Here is a 23,026-nt window from a genome sequence, read left to right as displayed (position 1 = left end):
TTATATCTCTTATCGCTACAAATGTATCACCTCTCCATACGCATCAGCAACTGCCTCCATTACGGCTTCGCTCATCGTTGGGTGTGGATGTATGGCTTTAAGAACTTCGTGACCCGTGGTTTCAAGTTTTCTACCTAAAACAGCTTCCGCAATCATATCGGTTACCCCGGCACCTATCATATGGCAACCCAGCCATTCGCCGTATTTCGCATCAAAAATCACTTTTACAAAACCATCTTTTTCACCTGCGGCGCTCGCTTTTCCACTCGCACTGAAAGGAAATTTACCAACCTTCAATTCATAGCCGGCATCTTTTGCCTGTTTTTCAGTCATACCCACACTCGCGATTTCCGGCGAAGCGTATGTACAACCCGGTATGTTTCCATAATCAATTGCTTCAACATGCAGTCCGGCAATTTTTTCAACACACGTAATTCCTTCAGCTGAAGCAACGTGGGCGAGGGCAGGACCGGGCACTACGTCTCCAATAGCATAGTAGCCGGGAATGTTGGTTTGGTACCAGTCATTCACCATAATTTTACCTTTATCAGTAACAATACCTACATCTTCCAAGCCAATGTTTTCAATATTTGAAGCGATTCCCACTGCGGAAAGTACGATTTCGGCTTCCAAGATTTCTTCACCTTTTGAAGTTTTTACGGTTGCTTTCACAAGTTTTCCGGAAGTATCCAATTTTTCAACAGAAGAACTTGTCATAACTTTAATACCCGCTTTTTTGAAAGACCGTTCAAATTGTTTTGACACATCCTCATCTTCCAAGGGTACAAGATTTGGTAAAAATTCTACGATGGTAACGTCGGTTCCCATTGCATTATAAAAATGAGCAAACTCAACACCAATGGCGCCGCTGCCTACAACAATCATACTTTTAGGCTGCTTTTTTAATGTCATTGCTTCACGGTAACCAATCACTTTTTTTCCATCCTGCTTAAGGTTTGGCAATTCTCGGGAGCGTGCTCCCGTTGCAATAATGATATGGTCTGCGGAAATTTCATTTCCATCAACTTCAACTTTTTTTCCGGGTTTCAGTTTTCCGAAGCCATTAATAACTTCAATTTTGTTTTTTTTCATCAAGAACTGAACTCCTTTACTCATTCCGTCAGCGACACCACGGCTGCGATCCACAACCTTTCCAAAATCCTTATCAAAATCCTTCACCGTAAGGCCATAACTGTCCGCGTGCTTCAAGTAATCAAAAACCTGTGCGCTTTTTAATAATGCTTTTGTGGGAATACAGCCCCAATTTAAGCAGACGCCGCCAAGGTTTTCTTTTTCAACAATTGCAGTTTTAAAACCTAATTGCGAAGCTCTAATTGCGGTTACATAACCGCCCGGTCCGCTTCCTAAAACTATTACATCGTATTTGCTCATTATCTATTTATTCTGAATTTTTATTGAAGCCACGAATTTACGAAATACAAAAAGAAATCCCGATAGCTATCAGGACAAATAACAATCCCGATAGTTATCGGGACCAAAATTCAAATAATTCAAAATGCAAAATGATAAAAATCAAAAAGCACCGAATTCCAAAACGGTACACTGGAATTCGGTGCTTTAAATTTTTTTGACTGAAGTTTTATTTCTTTTTAAAATCCATTGAAAGTGAATTCACACAATAACGCTGGCCGGTTTGCGTAGGACCATCTTCAAAAACGTGGCCCAAATGGCTTCCGCAGTTTGCGCATAAAATTTCTGTACGGATCATTCCGTGGGTTTTATCCTGCACATATTCAATAGCGCCATCAATTGCATCATCGAAGGAAGGCCAGCCGCAATTGCTTTTAAATTTGTTATTGCTTTCAAAAAGTGGGGTGTGGCAAGCACCGCATACGTACGTTCCGTCTTCAAAGTGAAGGTTGTATTGTCCACTGCGCGGAAATTCTGTTCCTTTTTCACGAAGAATATGGAAACGTTTCTCGCCCAATTCCTCGCGCCATTCAGATTCCGATTTTGAGACGGGATATTTATTTGGATTGCTCATTTTCAGGAATAAAATTTAGTGCAACGCCGTTTATGCAGTGTCTTTTTCCTGTAGTCTCTTTAGGCCCATCGTTAAAAACGTGACCCAAGTGTCCGCCGCAAGTTGCGCAATGTTCCTCGGTTCTAGTATAGCCCAATTTGTTATCTGATGAGTATGCAACATTTCCTTCCACGGCGCGATCAAAACTTGGCCACCCCGTACCGCTATCAAATTTATGCTCACTTTCAAAAACAGGAGTTCCGCACGCAGCGCATACATATGTTCCTTTTTTCTTGTTGTCGTTGAGATCGCTGCTAAAGGCCATCTCTGTACCTTCCTTTCGCAGTACGTTGTATTCTTCAGGAGTTAGTTCCGCCTTCCATTCGGCATCTGTTTTATTTATTTTGAATTCCTCCTTTTTCTTCTGTTGCGCGGATGAATTGCAACTGAAAAGGATGCAACCTAAAAGCATGATTAGTATGTATTTCATAATATTATTTTTGGATTCGTTCAATTTCAGAAGTATCTATTTGCCCTCGTTCCAAAATTTGTTCAATCGTGGGATTAGTAGCTGCGAACTCTGCCGGTACTACTGCAATTCGAAAGATTTGATTATTTAAATCTGAAGGATCGATATTTGTTAAATCAAAATTACCTTCGATAGTAAATTGTAAGTCTCGAAATGTATTGTTAAAATTATATTGAAAAATATCTCCAGTTCCATCTTGATAAAAAACACTTTGTGGTAATTGTGTCCAGATATCCGCCGGAGGGTTTATGGTATTATCTTGACCAGATAGGCGATATGTCAATACAACATCACTTTCGAAAACTTCAAATGGAAATGTATAGATTGGACTAAAATAGGTGTTGCTAGGATAATCTTCATAATTAAAATTAGCATTTACTTCAAAAACCTGAGCGAAAATCAATCCACCTGGTTCACCCGGAGGTCCCGGATCGCCTTCGCAGGAAGTGAAAAAAATAGTGGAGGAAAGGGCTAAGAATAAAAGTAAGTGTTTCATAATTCTAGTTTTATATTGTGTAAAGATTGTTTTTCGAAAGTGGTTTCAACTTTTGTGCCGTAAATTTAATTGGTATATGTGGGCTTCATTATTAATGAAAGATTAAAGTTTGTGCGAAAATTCCCTTTTGAAGTTTTAAAATAATTTTAATAGTAAGCTATCATTATATCTGTAATTTTAACAAATAAACAATCAATAACTATGAAACTAAAATTAGCAACTTCCATCTTCGCTGTAGCAATTTTCGCAATAGCGTGCAACACAAACCCCTTTACAGGTAAACAGACACTCGCACTCGTGCCAAATTCCCAAATATTACCGATGGCTTTTCAGCAATACGAACAATTTTTAAGTGAAAACAAAGTAGTTACAGGTACTTCCAACGCTAATATGGTAAAAAGCGTGGGGCAAAAAATCGCCGCGGCTTCCGAAAGATATTTAAATGCGAATGGATATTCTGGTTATTTGACGGATTACCGTTGGGAATATAATCTAGTTGATAGCCCAGAGGTAAATGCGTGGTGCATGCCGGGCGGAAAAATTGTAATCTACACGGGAATACTTCCCATCACAAAAGATGAGGCTGGACTAGCTGCCGTCATGGGCCATGAAGTTGCGCACGCCTTGGCAAATCATGGGCAACAACGTATGAGCGCAACCACATTGCAGGAGATTGGCGCCGCGGGATTGAACGTGGCAACGGCAAGTTCGCAATATGGCCAGATTTTCAATCAGGCTTATGGCGTTGGGACCAATATTGGCGTTATGTTGCCGTTTAGTAGAAGCAATGAAACGGAAGCCGATAAAATTGGTTTGACGCTTATGGCCATTGCAGGATACGATCCTATGGCCGCTGCAGAATTATGGAAACGAATGCAAGCGCAGGAGCAGGGAGCTCCGGCGGAATTTTTGAGTACCCACCCCTCCAGTGGAACGAGAATTCAAAACATACAGGCCTGGGCACCCGAAGCAAAAGCCGAAGCTGCTAAATTTGGAGTTACTTCATTTAAAAAATAATATCTTTAAATAAAGGTTACATAATTAAGAAATCCCGCTATAGCGGGATTTTTTTATTAGTTTAGTGAACAGAAAATTATATCGAATTTCTACACGAATGGAAAACCTAACCAAAGGAAGTAAAAAACTGCTAAATGCTTGGGCGTTTTATGATTGGGCGAATTCAGTATATAGTTTGGTCATTGCATCGGCTATTTTCCCCATATTTTACCAAGCATTATTCAATGCTTCAAATGTGGAAACTATTTCCATTTTTGGAAGAAATATGCGCAGTACGCCTTTGATCACTTTTACAACAGCGGCCGCATTTCTTTTAGTTTCATTTATATCGCCACTACTTTCCGGTATTGCGGATTATGTGGGAAACAAGAAAAATTTCATGAAATTCTTTTGCTATTTGGGAGCAATATCGTGTATGGGTCTTTATTTTTTCAGCCTAGAGCGTATATATATAAGTCTTCTGTTTTATTTTTTTGGGCTGATAGGATTTTGGGGGAGTTTGGTTTTTTACAATTCCTATCTGCCAGACGTTGCTTTTCCGGAGCAACAGGATAAAATTAGTGCCAAAGGCTATTCTTTGGGATATATAGGAAGTGTTATTTTGCTTCTTTTCAATCTGGGAATGGTAATGTTCCCTCAGTATTTTGGTTTTGGAGAGGGTGGCGCGGCAAGTCTTGAGGCAATGAAATGGTCTTTTATTTCAGTGGGCGTCTGGTGGATTGCTTTTAGTCAATATTCATTCTATTATCTTCCGAAGGGAAACAAAACTGGAAAAAAAGTAACGGGAAAGGTAATTTTAAATGGTTTCCGGGAGTTGCGCGGTGTATATAATTCGCTTTCAGAAAATAGACAATTAAAAAGATATTTGATTGCATTTTTTGTTTATAGTATGGCAGTACAGACTGTGATGCTCGTAGCCACATACTTTGGAGAACAAGAGATTTCTTGGGACGGTGACGAAGGTAAGACAATTGGGCTGATTATGAGTATTTTGATAATTCAATTGGTTGCAGTTGTTGGGGCAATATTAACTTCCCGAGCTTCAGAAAAAATAGGAAATATTCCTGTCCTTATTTTTATTAATTGTATCTGGGTAATTATTTGCGTAGTGGCATATTTCATAGAAACTCCACTTCAGTTTTACGGTACGGCAGCCGTGGTAGGTTTGGTTATGGGGGGCATTCAATCACTTTCACGTTCAACATATTCTAAATTTTTGCCACAAACAAAAGATACTACTTCATATTTCAGTTTTTATGATGTTTCAGAAAAGATAGGAATTGTAATAGGAATGCTTATCTATGGGCTCATAGACCAAAGCACGGGAAGTATGCGGAATTCAATTCTTTTTCTTGTTGTATTTTTTGTAATGGGCGTAGTTTTATTGCTAAGAGTGCCAAGAAAAAAAATCAGTTAAACAATTTTTACTTATGTTTGCGGTTATTAGAAAGGAAATTACATATTTATGAAAAAAATCTATTTTTTACATGCATTGCTTCTTGGTTTTTTGGCATTCCAATTTATTTCTTGTGAAAACGAACCTTTAGAAGGGGATTTTCCACAAGAGGATCCAAATACCAATGTTGAGAGCACTTTTATTAAGGCAAAAATAGATGGAGAGGATTTTTTCACCAACATGGGAAATGCAAATTTCAATTCAAATAATCAAATCATATTGCTCGGTGGAAAACCAAACGGACAATTAATATCAATTTCAATTTCAAATCCTTCTTTAGGAGAATTTGATCTTGCTACAGATGAAGATAATCGTAATTCAGCAAGTTATAAAGATGAAATTTTTGGATCTATTCCATTTGCAACATTAGCAAGTTATGGGGGATCAGGTCAAATAAATTTATCACTTCTTGATACGATTTCAAAAACTGTTTCTGGAACATTTAGCTATGATGCCTTCCGGATTAAATTAGATGAAAATGGGGAGCCAATGATTGATGAAAATGGTGAAAATATATACGAAGGAGTGAATGTCACAAATGGAGAGTTTTCCTTACCTATAATATAATCTTATAAATTTCGATTTATTTTCCCAGACCCCAAAACCTTAATATCCTTAAACATTGGGTTTCCGCTGTAGGTGATAGAACCAGAACCTTGCACTCTCGCCTTTAATCTCTGCTTTGCATACACTTGGGCTGCTCCCGAGCCAGAAACGAAGACGTCCGTATTGTCAGTAATTAATTTTTTTCCATTGTAGCTGCCACTTCCGGTTGTTTTAATGTCTAGATTGGTTGAATTTCCTTCCAAATCCATCGTTCCTGAGCCGTTCAACTTGGCATCTGTAGATTCTGTTTCTATAACTAAATCTATGGAGCCTGAGCCTTGAAGATTTATTTCCAAATTTTTACTTTGGATTGTTTCAGTGCCGGCAATACTTCCCGAACCGACCAATGAAATTTTAGATAATTTTTCATAGGGAACTTCAATTCTAACATTCTTCACATTTTTAAGTGAAATATTATTTTGAAACGTAATTTTTAAATTTTCATCTATTGATTCTATAGATAAAAAGTCAATGATTTTGGATTCGGCGGTAACATTAATCTTTCCTATCTGGTCTTTTATCAAGACAATTTCCATTGATCCTATTATTTCAATTGAATTATATGTTTCGGTTGTGAAAATTTTGGATATCATTTTTTCATTTCCTTCTACATTTTTTTGGGCAATAGCGTTCGTATTAAAAATTAGAATTTGGATGAACACAAAAACTTTTAAAAGATTTTTCATATATAAATAATTTAATTTGGGTTATGCATTTTGAAGTTGGTATTGTAAAGACACTATTTTTAAGATTGCGTTACACTTTTGAAGTTTTTTCTAAAAAATTGAAATTAAAAATTGTCGCATTTTAAGGTGGCATAACCTTTGAAATAAATGAATTTTAGAAACCTGAATGTTTTGTAATTTCAGTATTAAAAATACAAACTGTTGAAAACAAATACATTGTGTAAATAAATTATGTGACACAATGTCCTAGAATAATATATGGCTAATACAAAATTAACATCATTAGACAAATTGTCATTGCAAAATTTAAGTGAAGATGCAGACTTTATACCTTTAATGTCTGCGGAGGATGAAGATGCAATGCATAAAGAAAATCTTCCAGACACCTTGCCCATTTTACCTTTGCGAAATACTGTTTTATTTCCTGGAGTGGTAATCCCCATTACCGCCGGAAGGGATAAATCCATCAAACTTATCAATGAAACTTACAAGGGAAGTAAGGTAATTGGGGTTGTTTCGCAAATTGATGAAAACGAAGAAGAACCGGGTATTGATGATATAAATACTATTGGGACCGTTGCCCAGATTTTGCGCGTTTTGAAAATGCCAGATGGCAACACCACGGTAATTATTCAAGGTAAAAAACGATTTGAAGTAGCTGAAGTAATTAAAACTTCACCTTACATCACGGCAACCATTCGCGAAGTAGCGGAGGCGAGGCCGGCAAAAGAGAATGAGGAATTCAAGGCTATCATCGAATCTATTAAGGAAAAATCTTTGGAAATAATAAAAGATAGTCCAAACATTCCTTCGGAAGCCGCTTTCGCGATAAAGAATATTGAAAGTTCAAGTTTTTTGGTCAACTTCGTTTCTTCAAATTTGAGTATTTCTGTTGAAGAAAAGCAGACGTTGCTGGAAATTAATGATTTGAAAGATCGCGCGCTGGAAACGCTACGGTATATGAATATTGAAATGCAAAAATTATCCCTGCGAAACGATATTCAAAGTAAGGTGCAAAATGATATAAGCCAGCAGCAGCGCGAATATTTTCTTCATCAGCAAATGAAGACCATACAGGAAGAACTTGGCGGTTCTTCCACGGAGGAGGAAATTGAGGAAATGCGTCAACGTTCCAAGGAAAAAAAATGGAGTAAGGATGTTCAAAAACATTTCGATAAAGAGCTTGGAAAGTTGCAGCGAATGAATCCACAAGTGGCTGAATACAGTATTCAGCGCAATTATTTGGATCTTATTCTCGAACTTCCCTGGGAAAAATTCAGTAAAGATAAATTTGATTTAAAGCGGGCAAGAAAAATTTTGGACCGTGACCATTATGGCCTAGATGATGTAAAAAAACGCATCATAGAATATCTTGCCGTTTTGAAGCTTCGGAATGATATGAAATCGCCAATTCTTTGTCTTTACGGCCCTCCGGGAGTTGGTAAAACATCCTTGGGTAAATCAATTGCCGAGGCGCTTGGAAGAAAATATGTGCGAATGTCTTTAGGCGGATTACGAGATGAAGCAGAAATTCGTGGCCACAGAAAAACTTACATTGGCGCAATGCCCGGTAGAATTATCCAAAGCTTGAAAAAAGCCGGTACGAGTAACCCTGTATTTGTTTTGGATGAGATTGATAAAATTTCAGTTAGTAATCAAGGGGATCCATCTTCGGCTATGCTTGAAGTGCTCGACCCAGAACAGAATAATTCGTTTTATGATAATTTCTTGGAACTGGGCTACGATCTTTCAAAGGTGATGTTCATTGCTACTTCAAATAGTTTGAGCACCATACAGCCTGCATTGCGCGACAGGATGGAGATTATCAATGTTACCGGTTATACAATTGAAGAAAAAGTAGAGATTGCAAAGCGCCATTTGCTTCCAAAACAATTGGAGGAGCACGGTCTGGATAGCTCACATATAAAAATTGCGAAGCCACAGCTTGAAAAAATTGTAGAAGGCTATACCCGGGAGAGTGGTGTACGTTCGCTCGAGAAGCAAATAGCCAAAATGGTTCGTTATGCAGCCATGAAAATTGCAATGGATGAAGAGTACGAAGTGAAGATTACAAACGAAGCTATTGTCGAAATACTCGGCCCTCCAAAAATGGAACGCGGAAAATATGAAAATAATGATGTAGCCGGAGTAGTGACAGGTCTTGCATGGACTTCCGTGGGCGGTGACATCCTTTTTATTGAATCTGCGCTTTCGCAGGGAAAAGGAAATTTGAATATGACCGGAAACCTTGGAAAAGTGATGAAAGAATCTGCAACCATTGCTTTGGAATACATTAAATCCCACGCTAAGGAATTGGGTGTTTCCGCAGATATTTTTGAGAAATACAATGTGCATATCCACGTTCCAGAAGGTGCAACCCCAAAGGACGGTCCCAGCGCTGGGATTACAATGCTTACATCTTTGGTTTCACTTTTTACTCAGCGAAAGGTAAAGAAAAGCATCGCGATGACCGGAGAAATTACACTTCGCGGAAAAGTGTTGCCCGTGGGAGGAATTAAAGAAAAAATCCTAGCGGCAAAAAGAGCTCGCATCACCGACATCCTTCTAAGTGAAGAAAATAAGCGTGACATCGCTGAAATAAAGCAGGAATATTTGAAAGGATTGACCTTTCACTATGTGAAGGATATGAGCGAGGTACTAAATTTGGCACTCACGAAAGAAAAAGTCAAGAACGCGAAGAAATTATAGGAAATTTCATTTCAAATAGATTTCAGGTCTCGGTTACATTTCTTACCGAGGCCTGATTTTGTTTTAATCAGATTATAATTTTATTTCATGAACAATCATTTCTTTCCTTTGCAAAAATAAATTATCATTGCATTCGTTTTAAATTTCAGTTACGGTAACACACCTCTATGGCCCAAAAGGTTTGCTTTTTTTTCTTTTTGATTGTATCTACAGTTGTTACTGCACAAATTGGGGGTAGATCTACTTACCAATTCTTAAATCTTATAAACAATCCACGAATGGCGGCCTTGGGCGGAAAAGTAGTGACCAACTACGATTACGATCCCACACAGGCAATATTCAATCCAGCCAGCATCAATCCAGAGATGGATAACCAACTTTCTTTAAACTATACAAATTATATAGGCGATATAAATTATGGAACGGCAGCCTACGCCTATCTCTGGGATAGGAGAACGCAAGTAATCCATGCAGGAATTACCTATGTAAATTACGGTCAATTTGATGGTTACGATGAAGCAGGAAATCCTACTAGTAATTTCAGTGGGGGAGATGTGGCAGTCTCCGTGGGACACGCGCGAAATATACCGTTTACGGATTTTCACGTTGGCGGAAATTTAAAATTTATTTCTTCAAAGTTGGAACAGTATTCATCTTTTGGGGTGGCCGTTGATATTGCGATTATGTATGTTTATGAAGATTGGGATCTAAATATCACTGGGGTAGCCAGAAATTTGGGAACACAATTGACGCCGTATGATATTGAACTGGAACCACTTCCATTTGAACTTATCTTCGGAATTTCCCAAACGGTGAAAAACATTCCCATCCGCTGGCATTTCACTTTGGAAAATATGCAGCGCTGGAATATTGCATATTCTAACCCTAATCGTGAAGAAACAAATTTGGAAGGAGAAACTACGGAAGAAAACATTAATTTTATAGATAACGCATTTCGGCATATGATCGTGGGAGTTGAATTATTTCCCGAAAGTGGATTTAATATTCATTTGGGTTATAATTTGAGAAGAGGGGAAGAGTTGCGCATTGAAGAAAGGCGCGCTTTTGCCGGACTAAGTGCCGGTTTTGCCATAAAATTGAATAAACTAAGATTGAGTTATAGCTACGCAAAATTCAGCACTGCCGCGGCCTCCAGCTATTTTGGTCTCAATATAGATCTACAGTAAATGAAAAAAATTACCATTGCGATAGACGGATATTCATCTACCGGAAAAAGCACCGTTGCCAAACAACTTGCGGATTCCCTGGGATACGTTTATGTAGATAGCGGTGCAATGTATCGAGCGGTTACACTTTTTGCGCTTGAGAATAATATTATTTCTGAAAATTATTTCGATGAAGAAAAATTGCTGAAATCCTTACCTGAAATACATTTGGAATTCAGAAAAAAAAATCCATTGGAACGGGCCGACATTTATTTGAACGGCAAAAACGTTGAAAAGGATATCCGTACCATGCACGTTTCGGAATTTGTGAGTCCTATTGCCGCAGTGCACGAAGTCCGCGTAAAATTGGTAGCGCAGCAAAAAATGATGGGTGCCGCAAAAGGCGTGGTAATGGACGGCAGGGACATTGGCACAGTAGTATTTCCGGATGCTGAATTGAAAATTTTTATGAATGCTTCATCCCGGCAGCGGGCGCAAAGAAGATTCTTGGAATTGTATTCGCGAGGTGAGGAGGTTCAGTTTGATGATGTTTTAAAAAACATTGAAGCACGCGACCACATTGATACCACGCGCAGCGATTCTCCGCTCGTAAAGGCACAAGATGCCATTGAAGTTGATAATTCTGAAATGAATTTGGATGACCAGTTCCACACCGTACTTCAGCTTGCAAAGGACAGGATAGCCGGCAGAATTTGATTTCGTTCTAAAATCTTTTTTGAATACTCCCCCAATTTTCTGAATCTTTGCGAATTCATTAAAAATTATTTCAACTAAAATCATGGCTTCATTTTTTCAGGAATTTAAAAACTTTGCGGTTAAGGGAAATATGATCGATATGGCAGTGGGTATCGTAATAGGTACTGCCTTTAACGATGTTATCAGTGCCATCGTCAAAAAAGTTGTATTGCCCCCGCTTTCACTTTTAACGGATGGCGTAAACTTTTCAGACCGAAAGTATATTCTTCGTGAAGCTTCTGCGGGCAATGCTGAGGTTGCAGTAGGTTATGGTGAACTTTTTGAGGTAATGCTGGATTTTCTTATAATTTCATTTACCATTTTTCTAGTTGTGAAATTTATAAACAGATTTAAAAGAAAATCTGAGGATCCAAATGACAAAACCGTAGATACGCCTAAGGATATTCAGCTTTTATCGAATATTGAAAGATTAATGGAGGAGCAGAATTCGTATTTGAAATCCAAAAAATCCTAATCTACTTTTCGCGCAGTTGCTTTTCGGGTCTTTGTTTTGCCAACTTCCTTAAATTCAAAAGTATATTTGTTTTTATCGGTAGTTAATATCTTCATGTGGATGGCCTTTTTCTCAGCCATATTTTTGGGATTTAATTTCTGCACGACATATTCGCAATCATTTATCCATCTAATTGAAGACGTGTCGCTCTTTCCCTGAAAATAATCGATTTCTGTGGTGTCATTGCGCACTATTCGTGTTTTCAGCACTTCGGTACCGGAGAGCGCCTCAAATTCAAATATACCCGTTTTAAAATCCTTGCAATCCCTTTTTGGTTCGTAACAACCATAAACAAATAGCAGGAGTATGATTAGGGAAAAACGCATAAACTATTTTTGGCGAATTTCAGAAAAAAAAACCAGACGCTCAATTTTGGTAGGATTTAAAAGAACCATTTTTATAGAAAATTACAATTCGCTCAATTGAATCATCCGAATTCCTAAGAGGTGAAAACTCATTATGATTTTTAGCAGAAATTTCTGAAAACAGGTCAGGCTCCCGATTCTTATTTTTTGGGCTTTCCGTTTTTTCAGGTTTTGCTTCAACAATTTTACTTTCAGAAACTTTACTGGAAGGGAAGGTACCTTTTCCATCCATTAGCCAATAAAGATTTACCTCTGGAAATTTCTTCAAAAGATTCATTACAAATTCCAAGCTGGGTTTATTTCTGCCCGAAAGCAAATGTGAAATTGTGGACCGGTTGAAGTTCATCTCGTACGCAAATTGAGTTGCAGAAAGAGTATAAAACTCAAGAATTTTTTCCAGTCTTTTTGCGAAATCCTCACTGTTTACCATTGTAACATTTTTAAATATAAATTTCAGTTTACAAATGTAAAATTTATTTTAAAGTCTAGCAATATGTTTAAAATACCAATAAAATATATTTAAATACAACTTTATATAATATTATATAAAAAATTAATTTACAATAATTTATAGTCGTTTTTTAAAATAAATAATATTAATAAAATAATTGTCTTTAGTTCGTCATTTTTTGTTTACTTCAAACAACAAATAAGCTACCACTAATCGTTTACATTTGTAAACTAACGAATGTTTAACTTTGTAAACAATCGTATTTTATGGAATTAACATCTTGGTTTTATAACAGCATGGAGACCCAGCTAAAGGGTCGGTATATTTCTTCGGAACACATACTTCCTCTTTTTAAAATTTATTCCGAAAAGTCAAAAATCTCCACTATTGGTTCTTCTGAAATGGGGAAAGTAATTCCAATGATTACAATTGGAAATGGTAAAAAAAATGTTTTGGCGTGGTCGCAAATGCACGGCAATGAATCAACAACTACGAAGGCGCTTTTTGATTTTTTGAAATTTATCAATCAGAGGGAATTTTTGCAATCTGAAATTGAAACTTTTTTGAATGGGTATACAGTTCACATCATTCCTATGCTCAATCCAGACGGTGCCGCTGTATTTACACGCGAAAATGCCAACAATGTAGATTTAAATAGAGATGCAAAAAATTTGAGTCAAAAGGAAAGTCAATGCCTGCGACAAATTTTTGACAATTTGAAACCCGATTTGTGCTTAAATATGCACGATCAACGTTCAATATTTGGTTTCGAAAATGGTGAGCCTGCGGCTATTTCTTTTCTATCTCCGGCTTCGGATGGGCAGCGATCTATAACTGAATCGCGTAAAAAGGCAATGAAACACATTGTAAAAATGAATCGTTTCTTACAGAAAGTTATTCCCGGAAAAATAGGAAGGTTTGATGACGGGTACAATGAAAATTGCACGGGCGATTCATTTCAGAAAATGAATGTGCCAACAATACTGTTTGAAGCAGGGCATCACGATCAAGATTATTCCAGGGAAAAGTCACGAGAATATTTATTTTATTCATTGCTCGCCTTGTTCGAAATTGTAGGGGATCACAAGCAAATTGACTATTCGGCGTATTTTAAAATTCCCGAAAATCAAAAAAATTATCGGGATATTATAATAAGAAACATAGCTTATGAAGAAGGTCAGTCTAATATAGATTTAGCAATACAATATTCAGAAATTTTAAAAGATGGAACAATTCAATTTATTCCAAAGGTTGATGAGATTGGAAATTTGAACCATTTGTTCGGTCATAGAGAAAAGGATGCCAAGGATTTAGAAATAAGTGATTTTAAAAAATTGTTAAATAATAGTGAAAATTTAATAGATATTGTCAGTAAAATTTAGGGAAAGGCAATTTATTTTCAACAAATATGTTTCATATCTTGATTATTCCATTATTTTTGCAAAAAAAATAAAACATATGCCCAAATTTAAATTAGACGATACTGACCATAAAATATTAGATATGCTTATCGACAATACCCGTACGCCTTTCACGGATATTGCAAAGAAACTCGAAATCTCAGCCGGGACGGTTCATGTTCGCGTAAAAAAAATGGAAGAAGCTGGAATTATTACCGGTTCATCACTTCAAGTAGATTATGAGAAATTAGGATATTCCTTTATAGCATACGTTGGAATATTCATCTTCAAAACTTCACAAACACAATTTGTTCTTGAAAGAATAAGCGACATTCCTTATGTTACTGTTGCGAGTGTTACCACGGGCAAATTCAATATTTTCTGTAAAATTCGCGCAAAGGATACATCTCACGCAAAGGAAATAATTTATAAAATAGATGATATTGAAGGTGTTAGCCGTACCGAAACGATGATTTCCATGGAAGAAAGCATTAATGACAAAAAGCGACTGCTTCATTCCATCTTCAACGAGATCTAAATTTTATCATTTATTTGAGAAAAACCTTTGTTTTGCGGCAAAGGTTTTTTTTATCTTTAATTTCATCAGAAAAAGAAAATTTCTCAAAAGCATAAATTTCTATGAAATTTTTAAAATTATTAAAAGATACCTATATAAGCTGGGATAAAAACGATCCTTGGGTAAAAAGTGCGGTAATTGCCTATTACGCTCTTTTTTCACTTCCCTCGCTTTTAATAATTACGGTACACATGGCCGGGGTATTTTTTGGGCGCGAGGCTGTAGAAGGAAGAATTACTTCAGAAATCAGCGGATTGGTAGGCGAGGGGAGTGCAGAGTTGATCCAGGCAATGATTATCAACGCATCCTTATCTGAAAGTTCTGTTTTGTTTATAATCTTTGGGGTTGGTATGTTGATTTTCGGTGCTACTGGTGTTTTCTTTCAACTTCAAAAAGCATTGAATGATATTTGGAGCGTTCGAGCCAAAAAAAATACCTTTGTTGATACCTTAAAACGTCGAGCTACCTCATTTGGAATGGTTTTGGCCATTGGGCTTTTGCTCTTGATTTCTTTGGTAATAACTACTGCAATCAATGCTTTAAGCGAATTCATAAGCGGTTATTATTCTGAATTATCTTCACACTTGATTGAAGTTTTAAATTTTATCTTTTCCCAAATTATTATTACCGCACTTTTTGCAGCTGTATTCACGCTATTACCCGATGTAAAAATAAAATGGAAAACCAATTTAATTGGCGCATCCATGACAGCATTATTGTTTTTGGTAGGGAAATATTTAATTGGATTTTATTTTGCCAAATCAGATCCGGCAAGCGTTTACGGTGCAGCGGGGAGTGTGGTTTTATTACTTTCTTGGGTTTATTACACGTGTCTCATTTTATTTTTTGGAGCCGAATTCACAGTAAATTGGGCGCTTCATCGCAATGTTACGGTGGAACCTACAAGCAATGCAACACTTTCTTATGAAAAGGAAATCGAGGAGTTGAGGGAATACAAAAGAAAGGTAGAAGAAAGTAAAAAAAAAGCCGAATCCTTAATGAATAATTGATTTTGTTTATCATTAACAAAGATTAGCAAAACATTAATGTACACGGGTTGGGAAAACGATCATAACAGAGTAATTTTAGGCTAAATAAAAAATAAAATTATTATGGAAACCAACAAAAGAATTGCAATTTTAGCTACAAATGGCTTTGAAGAATCTGAACTTAAATCACCAAAGGAAGCGATGGAGAAAGAAGGCTTTCAAGTAGATATTGTGAGTGAAGAATCCGGTAAAATTAAGGCGTGGAAAGACGGAAACTGGAGCAACGAGTACAGTGTTGATAAAACACTTGATAGCGTAAATGCTAAACAGTATAATGCATTGGTATTACCCGGTGGCGTCATAAATCCCGATAAATTGCGAAGAAATGACAACGCCCTACAATTTGTGAAAGATTTCTTTGAACAGAAAAAACCAGTTGCAGCTATTTGCCACGGACCACAAATTTTGATTTCTGCGGAAGTGGTAAAAGGTAGAAAACTAACTTCTTTCAACTCTATAAAAACTGATTTGGTGAATGCCGGTGCAAATTGGGTTGACGAAGAAGTTGTGGTAGATGAAGGCTTTGTAACCAGTAGAAACCCCGATGATTTGCCAGCCTTCAATTCAAAGCTTATTGAAGAAATAAAAGAAGGAAAACATGAATTGCAACACGCATAGTTCTAATTTCATTGAAATAAAAAAAGAGGCCTTGATGGCCTCTTTTTTTAATGCTGAAAACTGAATATTTTATTCTTCTTCGTCCAGTTTTTTCTTGTCCGGAATTTCACTAATTGGCTCGTTGAAGTCTGCATCATCATAGTCTTCTTCATCAAAATTTGCCATAGTTGTTTCTAATCTTGAACTTACTTTTACTAAAAAAACTGTGTCTTCAGTTCGTACTTCCACGGCCTCAACCGTCTCATTTTTAGCGTTTTTAAAAGTCACTACGTGGTCATCATCATATCCGTCAGGATATTTTTCAACTAAAAGTGAAAGTATCTCTGGGGTTAACTTTCTGTAATCAACAATTATTCTCTTCATTATTAAATTAAGGCGTTTGGGTTGGTTTATAAAACTATTCAAAAATAAAAGACATAAGCCTATTTCCAAGAATTTTTTTAGAAATTTTTATAAAAATCAAATGCTTTGAAAATGGTGGAATTGGGAACAACACAGTCGGTTCTATAGTTTCCAATATCTTTCAACAAAACGAATAAAACCTTTCCATTCTGATTTTTTTTATCAAAAATCAGAAATTTCAAAATCTTGGCTATATCTTCTTCGAAAAAACTTTGCTTCGGAAAATAAGATTGGAAATGATGCGCAATTTCATTCAGTTTATCTTTTGGGAAATTTAATTCTTTATGAGAAATATACGTTGCGAGAATGATGCCAATAGCAATTGCCTCGCCGTGTAAAAGTGTTGATTTTTCGGCATTTTCCAAAAAATAAGCTTCAATGGCATGGCCTAGCGTATGTCCATAATTAAGGGTTTTTCTTTCGTTTTTTTCAAACGGATCTTTCTGGACAATTTCTTTTTTAATTCTGATGGATTCCCATATTCCATTTTCTAATGCTTCATTATTTTCAAAATTGAGCGATTGCATTTCATTCCAATATTTTTCAGAATAAATCAATCCGTGTTTCAGCATTTCAACCCAACCGGAGAGTAGCTGTTCTTTCGGGAGCGTTTTCAAAAAATCCATTTCAACTAGTACGAATAAAGGGTTGTTAATAACCCCAATTTGATTTTTCACAGGTCCCAGATCCACGCCGTTCTTTCCACCTACCGATGCATCCACCATGGCAAGGAGCGAGGTGGGAATATTTAAAAATTCTATACCGCGCTTGAAAGTGGATGCTATGAAACCGCCAATATCCGTAATCATCCCGCCGCCCAAGTTGATTATAAGCGAATTTCTATCCGCATTTTTTTCAGAAAGTTTTTCCCAAATCGTCAGGCAGCTATCAATATTCTTATATTTTTCTCCTGTGGGAATAGTAAGGACCTCGAACTGAATTTTAATCTTCAGTTTATTTTTGAAAAGAGGCGTGCACAGCATGTTCGTGTTTTCATCTGCAAGTATAAAAATCTTGGAAGGTTTTTTCTTCAGAAGAAATTTTTCCAGCGCAAGCCAACCCTCCTCATTTTTAAGAACTGTTCCTTTTTCAATATCCATTTTATTGGGACTAAATGATTGTCTATCTCGTTTTTTCAGAATTCAAAACTAAGTATATTTGTACACATTTTTAAAAAAATATATGAGCCGAAACACCTTGTTCGATAATACAAAGACCGCATTTCAATTGAAGAGTGATTCACAACTGGAACGTGCGTATTTTCTTTTCAAAATGATTTCAAAAGAATCATTGGTGAAGATTGGTACCGCTATCACAAAAGTGGCTCTAAATTTAAATCTTCCCGTGGAAGGGCTTATAAAGCGAACGGTTTTCGATCATTTTTGTGGTGGAATAAATGAGCGGGACTGTATGGATACGGTGGATAATCTGTACGATGCCAATGTTTATTCGGTATTGGATTATTCCGTGGAAGGAAAAGAGGAAGATGCCCAATTTGATGCTACTGCCGCAAAGGTTATGGAGCTTACCCAATTTTCAAAAAATAAACCGGCGATGCCATTTTCAGTTTTTAAGCCTACGGGTCTTGGGAGATTCAAGATTTGGCAAAAAATTACTGAAAAAGAAAAATTGACGCCGGAGGAGGAAAAACAATGGGAAAATATTCAAACACGGTACGATCGTGTAGCAAAAACCGCTTCTGATTGTGATATAAGCTTATTGATTGATGGGGAAGAATCCTGGATGCAGGATGCGGCAGATGACCTTTGCGAAAAGATGATGGAAAAATATAATAAGCAGAAGCCAATAATATTTAACACATTACAGTGCTACCGCTGGGATAGGCTTAATTATTTGAAAAAAGCACACCAGCGTGCAAAGGACAAGGGTTATAAACTTGGATTTAAAGTTGTGCGGGGTGCATATATGGAAAAGGAAGGTGACCGCGCCATTGAAAAGGGATATTTATCGCCAATATGCATCAGCAAAAAAGCTACGGACGATTTATTTAACACTGTTGTTGAATACATTTTAGAAAATCTGGATGATATCTCTTTATTTATTGGAACCCATAATGAATCCAGTACATATTTGGCCATGCAAATGATGGAAGAAAAAGGGATTGATGAAGAAGATAGAAGGGTTTGGTTCGGCCAACTTTACGGAATGAGCGATCATATTACGTTTAACTTGGCGAAGGAGGGATACAACGTAGCCAAGTATATTCCATTTGGTCCTGTTAAGGATGTAATGCCATACCTTATACGCAGAGCGGAAGAAAATACATCAGTGGCGGGGCAAACAAGCAGGGAACTGACTTTACTGAAAAAGGAAAGGGTCCGGAGAAATATTCTTTAGAATTACTTAGGTAGAAGTTTTGCCTTTAAAATTGTGGCTTTTTCTTCACAATTTTCGATGTAAATTTTTAAATTATTATCTGAATATTCGCCTTCTACAACATATTCTTTGCAATCTTCCGGCTTTATGTTGCTTTCCGAGAAAAGTACATCGCCATTTACCAATAATTCTGAAACAGAAGCTGTATCAATATTCTTTTTATTGAAAAAATCCATCGCTTCTTCCGAAAATGCGCGAGGTTTTAGCCGAATATTCTTAAGTGTTCTGGATTCTGGCCCATAAGCACAGGATGTCTTCTTTCCGCTTAAAATGAAAAATAAAATCCCAATTCCTAAAAAAAGCCCAACGGAAAAGTAGGCTAACCTGTAAATAAACTTCATTTGTGATTCAAAAATTAGAAAATGAACAGATTAATGTCGCTGTGTGGCATATCAAACCAATCTGCAACGGCTTTGTTCGTTAAAATTCCGCGGTAAAAGTACAAACCATTCTTCAAACCCTTATCAAATTGAATTGCATTTTCCAAGCCACCACTTTCCGCGATTTCCAAAATATAGGGAGTGAAGATATTGCTGATGGAAATGGATGCGGTTTTTGGATATCTTGCCGGAATGTTTGGCACTCCATAATGAATTACCTCATGTTTTATTATGGTAGGGTTATCGTGTGAAGTAGTTTCGGTTGTTTCAAAGCATCCACCCATATCTACACAGACATCAATAATGACGGCACCTTTTTTCATATTTTTTACCATATCTTCAGTAATGATGATGGGTGCACGGTTATGTCCACGAACAGCACCTATGGCAACATCACACCGTAAAAGCGCTTTCATCAAATTTTTGGGCTGAATGGTAGAAGTATATAAAATTCTATTTACATTGGTTTGAATACTTCGCAATTTTGTAATCGAACTGTCAAAAACTTTTACGTTTGCCCCGAGACCCAAAGCGGATCGCACGGCAAATTCACCCACCGTCCCGGCACCAATAACTACCACTTCAATGGGAGGGACGCCGCTAATGTTTCCAAAAAGAAGACCGTTTCCTTTTTTAGCATTTACCATCAATTCTGCCGCGATCAATACAGAAGCTGTACCTGCAATTTCGCTCAATGCTTTAACAGCAGGGTAGCTATGGTCTTCATCTTTAATAAATTCGAAAGCTAAGGCTGTAATCTTTCTTTTAGCTAGCGCTTCAAAATAAGATTTCTTGCGGGTTTTTAGCTGTAATGCAGAAATAAGAACCGTCTTCGGTTTAATCATTTCCAGTTCATTGAGTGTTGGTGGTTCCACCTTCAGTACCATGGGACAACCGAAAACTTTTTTTGTATCTGCAGTCATGCTAGCTCCGGCATCTGAATACTCTTTGTCCGAAAATCCAGACTCATTACCAGCTCCGTTTTCAATTAAAACTCTATGGCCATTGCTTACAATTGCATTAACGGCATCGGGTGTAAGGCAAATTCTTTTCTCTTGGCTATGGGTTTCTTTGGGTATTCCAATAAATAAATTTCCTTTTTCGCGAGCTATTTCAAGTGTTTCTTCTTGAGGTAATAATTGGGATTTGGAAAAAGGGGATTTTGGCTTGGTCATGTTTTTACAATTGGCAATATCAATTTACATAATATTTTAAAGATTGACGCCGATTTTTCTATCTAAAAAGATCTTTTATTTGTTGCCAAAAAGTTCTTTTCTGAAGTAGTTCTTCTTCAAATGTTTTTAAATTATCTTCTCTAATTTTATTGAATAAACGCGCCCTAATTAAATATACAAACGGTATGATCACCATCATAAGCGGAATTAAATATACAATTTCGACCTCGTCTTGGTTTCTACTTTGATTAATTACGCCCCAAAGCTGGAAGATGTACATTGCAAGAGGGACCAAAATAATCCAATGCCACCAATGTTTACAGGTAAAAAACCACATTAAGAGCAGTATTACAGGAATAATCTTACCGGTTAAAAACCAAGCATATTGATACAAGGAGGGATATTTTGTGGATAGGGTAAAAAAAGAAGTTTCCCAAACTTGTGAATCGATTGGGAAACTTTCATATAAATAATAAAGAAAAGGTGTGATGGCTATAATAAAAACTACTAGCCCACCTTGAATTAGGCTTTTTTTATCCTTGTCTCGGAGGAGTGACCGTCCATGGGTCGATTTGTTGGGGGGCTTGTTCATCTTGAATACTTTCTGGAGTACAAGAAACGAATAATCCGGTTGCAAAAATTGCTAGTGCGATAAAATACTTTGAGTTTTTCATTTTGTAAGTTTTTGTGAGGTTAATATGGTTCAAACTTACTATGAAAAAACTTATGATGCTTAATTATGTTAATTGTATCTTTACAAGTTTTTCCGTAATTAAATACATCAATTATTGAATTAATATCACTAAAACATTAATTTCTTAATGTTTTAAGCAATCGGTAAATGTTCATAAACTTATACTACCAGTAGATTTAGTGGTTTAACATTAGTTTTTTGTCAGTAAAATACTTTATGATAAATTTTCCATTTTCTTCTGAAAGTAATGGGAGCGAGGTATTTCCCAAAATGCTTAAAATTCAGATTCGTGTAGAAAATGGCTGCGACTAAGTTACGTATTAAATTTTAATCGATTTGGGGAGCTTAAAATAAATCTTTAAAAGACTGCCAAAAACCCTTATTAGAGCCTAGTTCCTTTTCAAAATCTTTCAGATCATCTTTTGTAAGATTATGCGAAAGTTTTGCTTTTATAAGATATACGAATGGAACTATCACCAACATTATGGGAAATAACCACCAGATTTCAACTTCATCAGTAATTCCTACGTCATCATTGAATACACTAAAAAGTTGAAATGCAAACATTCCAATGGGAATGAGAATGGTGTGGTACCACCAATGCTTACAGGTTATAAACCATATTATTAAAAGAAACAGTGGAACAAATTTACCCATCATTGTCCAAGCAGACACTTGAACTTTCTGGTACCAATTTGCGGTATATGTAAATAAAAAAGTTTCCCACGTTTTTTCTTGTGGGAAACTTGTATATGAATAAAAAATATAAGGTGATGCCGCTATAATTAGCGCAATAATACTACCCGTTACTAGGTATGATGATATCGCTTTTTTTGATTTGTTGTGGAGCTTGTTCATCCTGGATGCTTTCTGGAGTGCAAGATGCAAATGTTCCGATTGATAAAATTGCTACGATAAATAAAGATTTTACAGTTTTCATATTATATGTTTTATGTGAGGTTAATAATGCTTCAAACATAAACTGAAAAAAGAAAAATATCTTAACTTTTTTTGAGTTAACTTTATAAATTTTTTGCAAAAGAAAACCCTGCTTTATATTTTTTGCGATTTGGGGCAAACAACTTAAAGTAACTAAAAAAATGTTTATTTATCTATACAATGCTATCTCACAGGCGTTAAGTTTAAAGTTCTACTTCCGTTTTTATTCTTTTTTATAGTAATATGATTATAATCATTTGTAATTAAATCGCCAATTTTCTCTGGCCACTCAATTAATAAAATGTTATTGCTACTTAGATAATCTTCAATGCCAAAATCGTATGCTTCTTCAACGGAATTTATCCTATAAAAATCGAAATGATAAATACTCTCATTTTCGAGCTCATATTCATTCACAATTGAAAAAGTGGGACTGGAAGCGGGATATTGTAAACCGAGTTGTTTTGTTATTTCGGTTATGAGGGTTGTTTTACCCACTCCCATTTCTCCGTAAAACAGGTAGGTTTTTGAATCTGCCATTTCAATTACTTTTCTAGCAACTTCTGGCAATTCGTTATGGGTATAGGTTAATTCCATATGTTAAAGGGCGGTACGAATATAATAATTTTATCCAACAAATGCATTAAAACAGGATAAAGT

At 36.4% G+C, this 23,026-nt stretch carries 26 protein-coding genes; 12 read left to right on the top strand and 14 right to left on the bottom strand.

Annotated features, from left to right (window positions below; genetic code table 11):
- Positions 1-15: 15 nt before the first annotated feature.
- From lpdA to KIV10_RS11345, 4 genes are all read right to left on the bottom strand, one after another.
- Complete coding sequence (gene lpdA, locus KIV10_RS11360; protein ID WP_214113737.1) at positions 16-1,392, bottom strand: dihydrolipoyl dehydrogenase; 1,377 nt, start codon at positions 1,390-1,392, stop codon at positions 16-18.
- A gap of 208 nt (positions 1,393-1,600) precedes the next feature.
- The gene (gene msrB / locus KIV10_RS11355) at positions 1,601-2,005 is read right to left on the bottom strand and encodes a peptide-methionine (R)-S-oxide reductase MsrB (RefSeq protein WP_214113735.1); all 405 of its coding nucleotides are present in this window, start codon (positions 2,003-2,005) and stop codon (positions 1,601-1,603) included.
- On the bottom strand, positions 1,989-2,474 hold the full coding sequence (gene msrB / locus KIV10_RS11350) for a peptide-methionine (R)-S-oxide reductase MsrB (protein ID WP_214113733.1): 486 nt from the start codon (positions 2,472-2,474) through the stop codon (positions 1,989-1,991). The genes msrB (KIV10_RS11355) and msrB (KIV10_RS11350) overlap by 17 nt, the downstream gene beginning before the upstream one ends.
- A gap of 4 nt (positions 2,475-2,478) precedes the next feature.
- A complete protein-coding gene (locus KIV10_RS11345; protein WP_214113731.1) occupies positions 2,479-3,009 on the bottom strand; it encodes a collagen-like protein in 531 nt (176 codons plus the stop codon).
- A gap of 201 nt (positions 3,010-3,210) precedes the next feature.
- Here KIV10_RS11345 and KIV10_RS11340 point away from each other — a divergent pair, with 201 nt between their 5' ends.
- From KIV10_RS11340 to KIV10_RS11330, 3 genes are all read left to right on the top strand, one after another.
- Positions 3,211-4,026 (top strand): M48 family metallopeptidase, encoded by an 816-nt coding sequence (locus KIV10_RS11340; protein WP_214113729.1) that lies wholly within the window; start codon positions 3,211-3,213, stop codon positions 4,024-4,026.
- Positions 4,027-4,123: 97 nt separating this feature from the next.
- Positions 4,124-5,443 (top strand): MFS transporter, encoded by a 1,320-nt coding sequence (locus KIV10_RS11335; protein ID WP_214113727.1) that lies wholly within the window; start codon positions 4,124-4,126, stop codon positions 5,441-5,443.
- A 48-nt stretch (positions 5,444-5,491) separates the two neighbouring features.
- Complete coding sequence (locus KIV10_RS11330) at positions 5,492-6,049, top strand: DUF6252 family protein (RefSeq protein WP_214113725.1); 558 nt, start codon at positions 5,492-5,494, stop codon at positions 6,047-6,049.
- Positions 6,050-6,051: 2 nt separating this feature from the next.
- On the opposite strand, the gene KIV10_RS11325 is transcribed toward KIV10_RS11330, so the two are convergent.
- Positions 6,052-6,774, bottom strand: coding sequence for a head GIN domain-containing protein (locus KIV10_RS11325; RefSeq protein WP_214113723.1), 723 nt, complete (start codon positions 6,772-6,774; stop codon positions 6,052-6,054).
- Positions 6,775-7,032: 258 nt separating this feature from the next.
- On the opposite strand from KIV10_RS11325, the gene lon reads away from it, so the two are divergent.
- The 4 genes from lon to mscL all read left to right on the top strand — a co-directional run bounded on the left by lon (position 7,033) and on the right by mscL (position 11,880).
- Positions 7,033-9,483: an endopeptidase La gene (gene lon / locus KIV10_RS11320; RefSeq protein WP_214113715.1), complete on the top strand. Its 2,451-nt coding sequence runs from the start codon at positions 7,033-7,035 to the stop codon at positions 9,481-9,483.
- 167 nt (positions 9,484-9,650) lie between these two features.
- On the top strand, positions 9,651-10,670 hold the full coding sequence (gene porQ / locus KIV10_RS11315) for a type IX secretion system protein PorQ (RefSeq protein WP_214113713.1): 1,020 nt from the start codon (positions 9,651-9,653) through the stop codon (positions 10,668-10,670).
- Positions 10,671-11,366 (top strand): (d)CMP kinase, encoded by a 696-nt coding sequence (gene cmk, locus KIV10_RS11310; RefSeq protein ID WP_214113711.1) that lies wholly within the window; start codon positions 10,671-10,673, stop codon positions 11,364-11,366.
- An 82-nt stretch (positions 11,367-11,448) separates the two neighbouring features.
- On the top strand, positions 11,449-11,880 hold the full coding sequence (mscL, locus tag KIV10_RS11305) for a large-conductance mechanosensitive channel protein MscL (protein ID WP_214113709.1): 432 nt from the start codon (positions 11,449-11,451) through the stop codon (positions 11,878-11,880).
- On the opposite strand, the gene KIV10_RS11300 is transcribed toward mscL, so the two are convergent.
- Together KIV10_RS11300 and KIV10_RS11295 are read right to left on the bottom strand one after the other, a co-directional pair.
- On the bottom strand, positions 11,877-12,245 hold the full coding sequence (locus KIV10_RS11300) for a DNA topoisomerase IV (RefSeq protein WP_214113707.1): 369 nt from the start codon (positions 12,243-12,245) through the stop codon (positions 11,877-11,879). The two genes, mscL and KIV10_RS11300, sit on opposite strands and share 4 nt — an antisense overlap.
- Positions 12,246-12,285: 40 nt before the next feature.
- Positions 12,286-12,714, bottom strand: a complete 429-nt coding sequence (locus KIV10_RS11295; protein ID WP_214113705.1) for a helix-turn-helix domain-containing protein — start codon at positions 12,712-12,714, stop codon at positions 12,286-12,288.
- Between the two features lie 287 nt (positions 12,715-13,001).
- Between KIV10_RS11295 and KIV10_RS11290 the strand changes: the two genes are divergently transcribed.
- From KIV10_RS11290 to KIV10_RS11275, 4 genes are all read left to right on the top strand, one after another.
- Positions 13,002-14,117 (top strand): M14 family zinc carboxypeptidase, encoded by a 1,116-nt coding sequence (locus tag KIV10_RS11290; RefSeq protein ID WP_214113703.1) that lies wholly within the window; start codon positions 13,002-13,004, stop codon positions 14,115-14,117.
- Positions 14,118-14,193: 76 nt separating this feature from the next.
- The gene (locus KIV10_RS11285; RefSeq protein ID WP_214113701.1) at positions 14,194-14,673 is read left to right on the top strand and encodes an Lrp/AsnC family transcriptional regulator; all 480 of its coding nucleotides are present in this window, start codon (positions 14,194-14,196) and stop codon (positions 14,671-14,673) included.
- A gap of 101 nt (positions 14,674-14,774) precedes the next feature.
- The gene (locus tag KIV10_RS11280) at positions 14,775-15,722 is read left to right on the top strand and encodes a YihY/virulence factor BrkB family protein (protein ID WP_214113700.1); all 948 of its coding nucleotides are present in this window, start codon (positions 14,775-14,777) and stop codon (positions 15,720-15,722) included.
- 102 nt (positions 15,723-15,824) lie between these two features.
- The gene (locus tag KIV10_RS11275) at positions 15,825-16,379 is read left to right on the top strand and encodes a type 1 glutamine amidotransferase domain-containing protein (RefSeq protein WP_214113697.1); all 555 of its coding nucleotides are present in this window, start codon (positions 15,825-15,827) and stop codon (positions 16,377-16,379) included.
- A 69-nt stretch (positions 16,380-16,448) separates the two neighbouring features.
- Here the strand turns inward: KIV10_RS11275 and KIV10_RS11270 are convergent, their stop codons facing one another.
- A complete protein-coding gene (locus KIV10_RS11270; RefSeq protein WP_214113696.1) occupies positions 16,449-16,742 on the bottom strand; it encodes a hypothetical protein in 294 nt (97 codons plus the stop codon).
- 77 nt (positions 16,743-16,819) lie between these two features.
- Entirely contained in the window at positions 16,820-17,881 is a 1,062-nt protein-coding gene (gene aroB / locus KIV10_RS11265) for a 3-dehydroquinate synthase (protein WP_214113694.1), read from the bottom strand.
- Between the two features lie 82 nt (positions 17,882-17,963).
- Here aroB and KIV10_RS11260 point away from each other — a divergent pair, with 82 nt between their 5' ends.
- Positions 17,964-19,139, top strand: a complete 1,176-nt coding sequence (locus KIV10_RS11260; protein ID WP_214113832.1) for a proline dehydrogenase family protein — start codon at positions 17,964-17,966, stop codon at positions 19,137-19,139.
- 2 nt (positions 19,140-19,141) lie between these two features.
- On the opposite strand, the gene KIV10_RS11255 is transcribed toward KIV10_RS11260, so the two are convergent.
- From KIV10_RS11255 to tsaE, 5 genes are all read right to left on the bottom strand, one after another.
- On the bottom strand, positions 19,142-19,519 hold the full coding sequence (locus KIV10_RS11255; RefSeq protein ID WP_214113692.1) for a DUF4258 domain-containing protein: 378 nt from the start codon (positions 19,517-19,519) through the stop codon (positions 19,142-19,144).
- Between the two features lie 14 nt (positions 19,520-19,533).
- A complete protein-coding gene (locus tag KIV10_RS11250) occupies positions 19,534-20,733 on the bottom strand; it encodes an alanine dehydrogenase (RefSeq protein WP_214113690.1) in 1,200 nt (399 codons plus the stop codon).
- Between the two features lie 58 nt (positions 20,734-20,791).
- Positions 20,792-21,325 carry a hypothetical protein gene (locus KIV10_RS11245; protein ID WP_214113688.1) on the bottom strand — a complete coding sequence of 178 codons (534 nt, stop codon included), beginning with the start codon at positions 21,323-21,325 and terminating at the stop codon, positions 20,792-20,794.
- Positions 21,326-21,772: 447 nt separating this feature from the next.
- The gene (locus KIV10_RS11240; protein WP_214113686.1) at positions 21,773-22,285 is read right to left on the bottom strand and encodes a hypothetical protein; all 513 of its coding nucleotides are present in this window, start codon (positions 22,283-22,285) and stop codon (positions 21,773-21,775) included.
- Between the two features lie 264 nt (positions 22,286-22,549).
- Positions 22,550-22,963 (bottom strand): tRNA (adenosine(37)-N6)-threonylcarbamoyltransferase complex ATPase subunit type 1 TsaE, encoded by a 414-nt coding sequence (tsaE, locus tag KIV10_RS11235; protein ID WP_214113684.1) that lies wholly within the window; start codon positions 22,961-22,963, stop codon positions 22,550-22,552.
- Positions 22,964-23,026 lie beyond the last annotated feature (63 nt).

Source organism: Aequorivita echinoideorum, from assembly GCF_018476645.1.
In the GTDB taxonomy this organism is placed as follows: Bacteria; Bacteroidota; Bacteroidia; order Flavobacteriales; family Flavobacteriaceae; genus Aequorivita; species Aequorivita echinoideorum.
The sequence above is the reverse complement of the archived record's forward strand: the minus strand, read 5'-3'. Positions and strand labels throughout refer to the sequence as shown.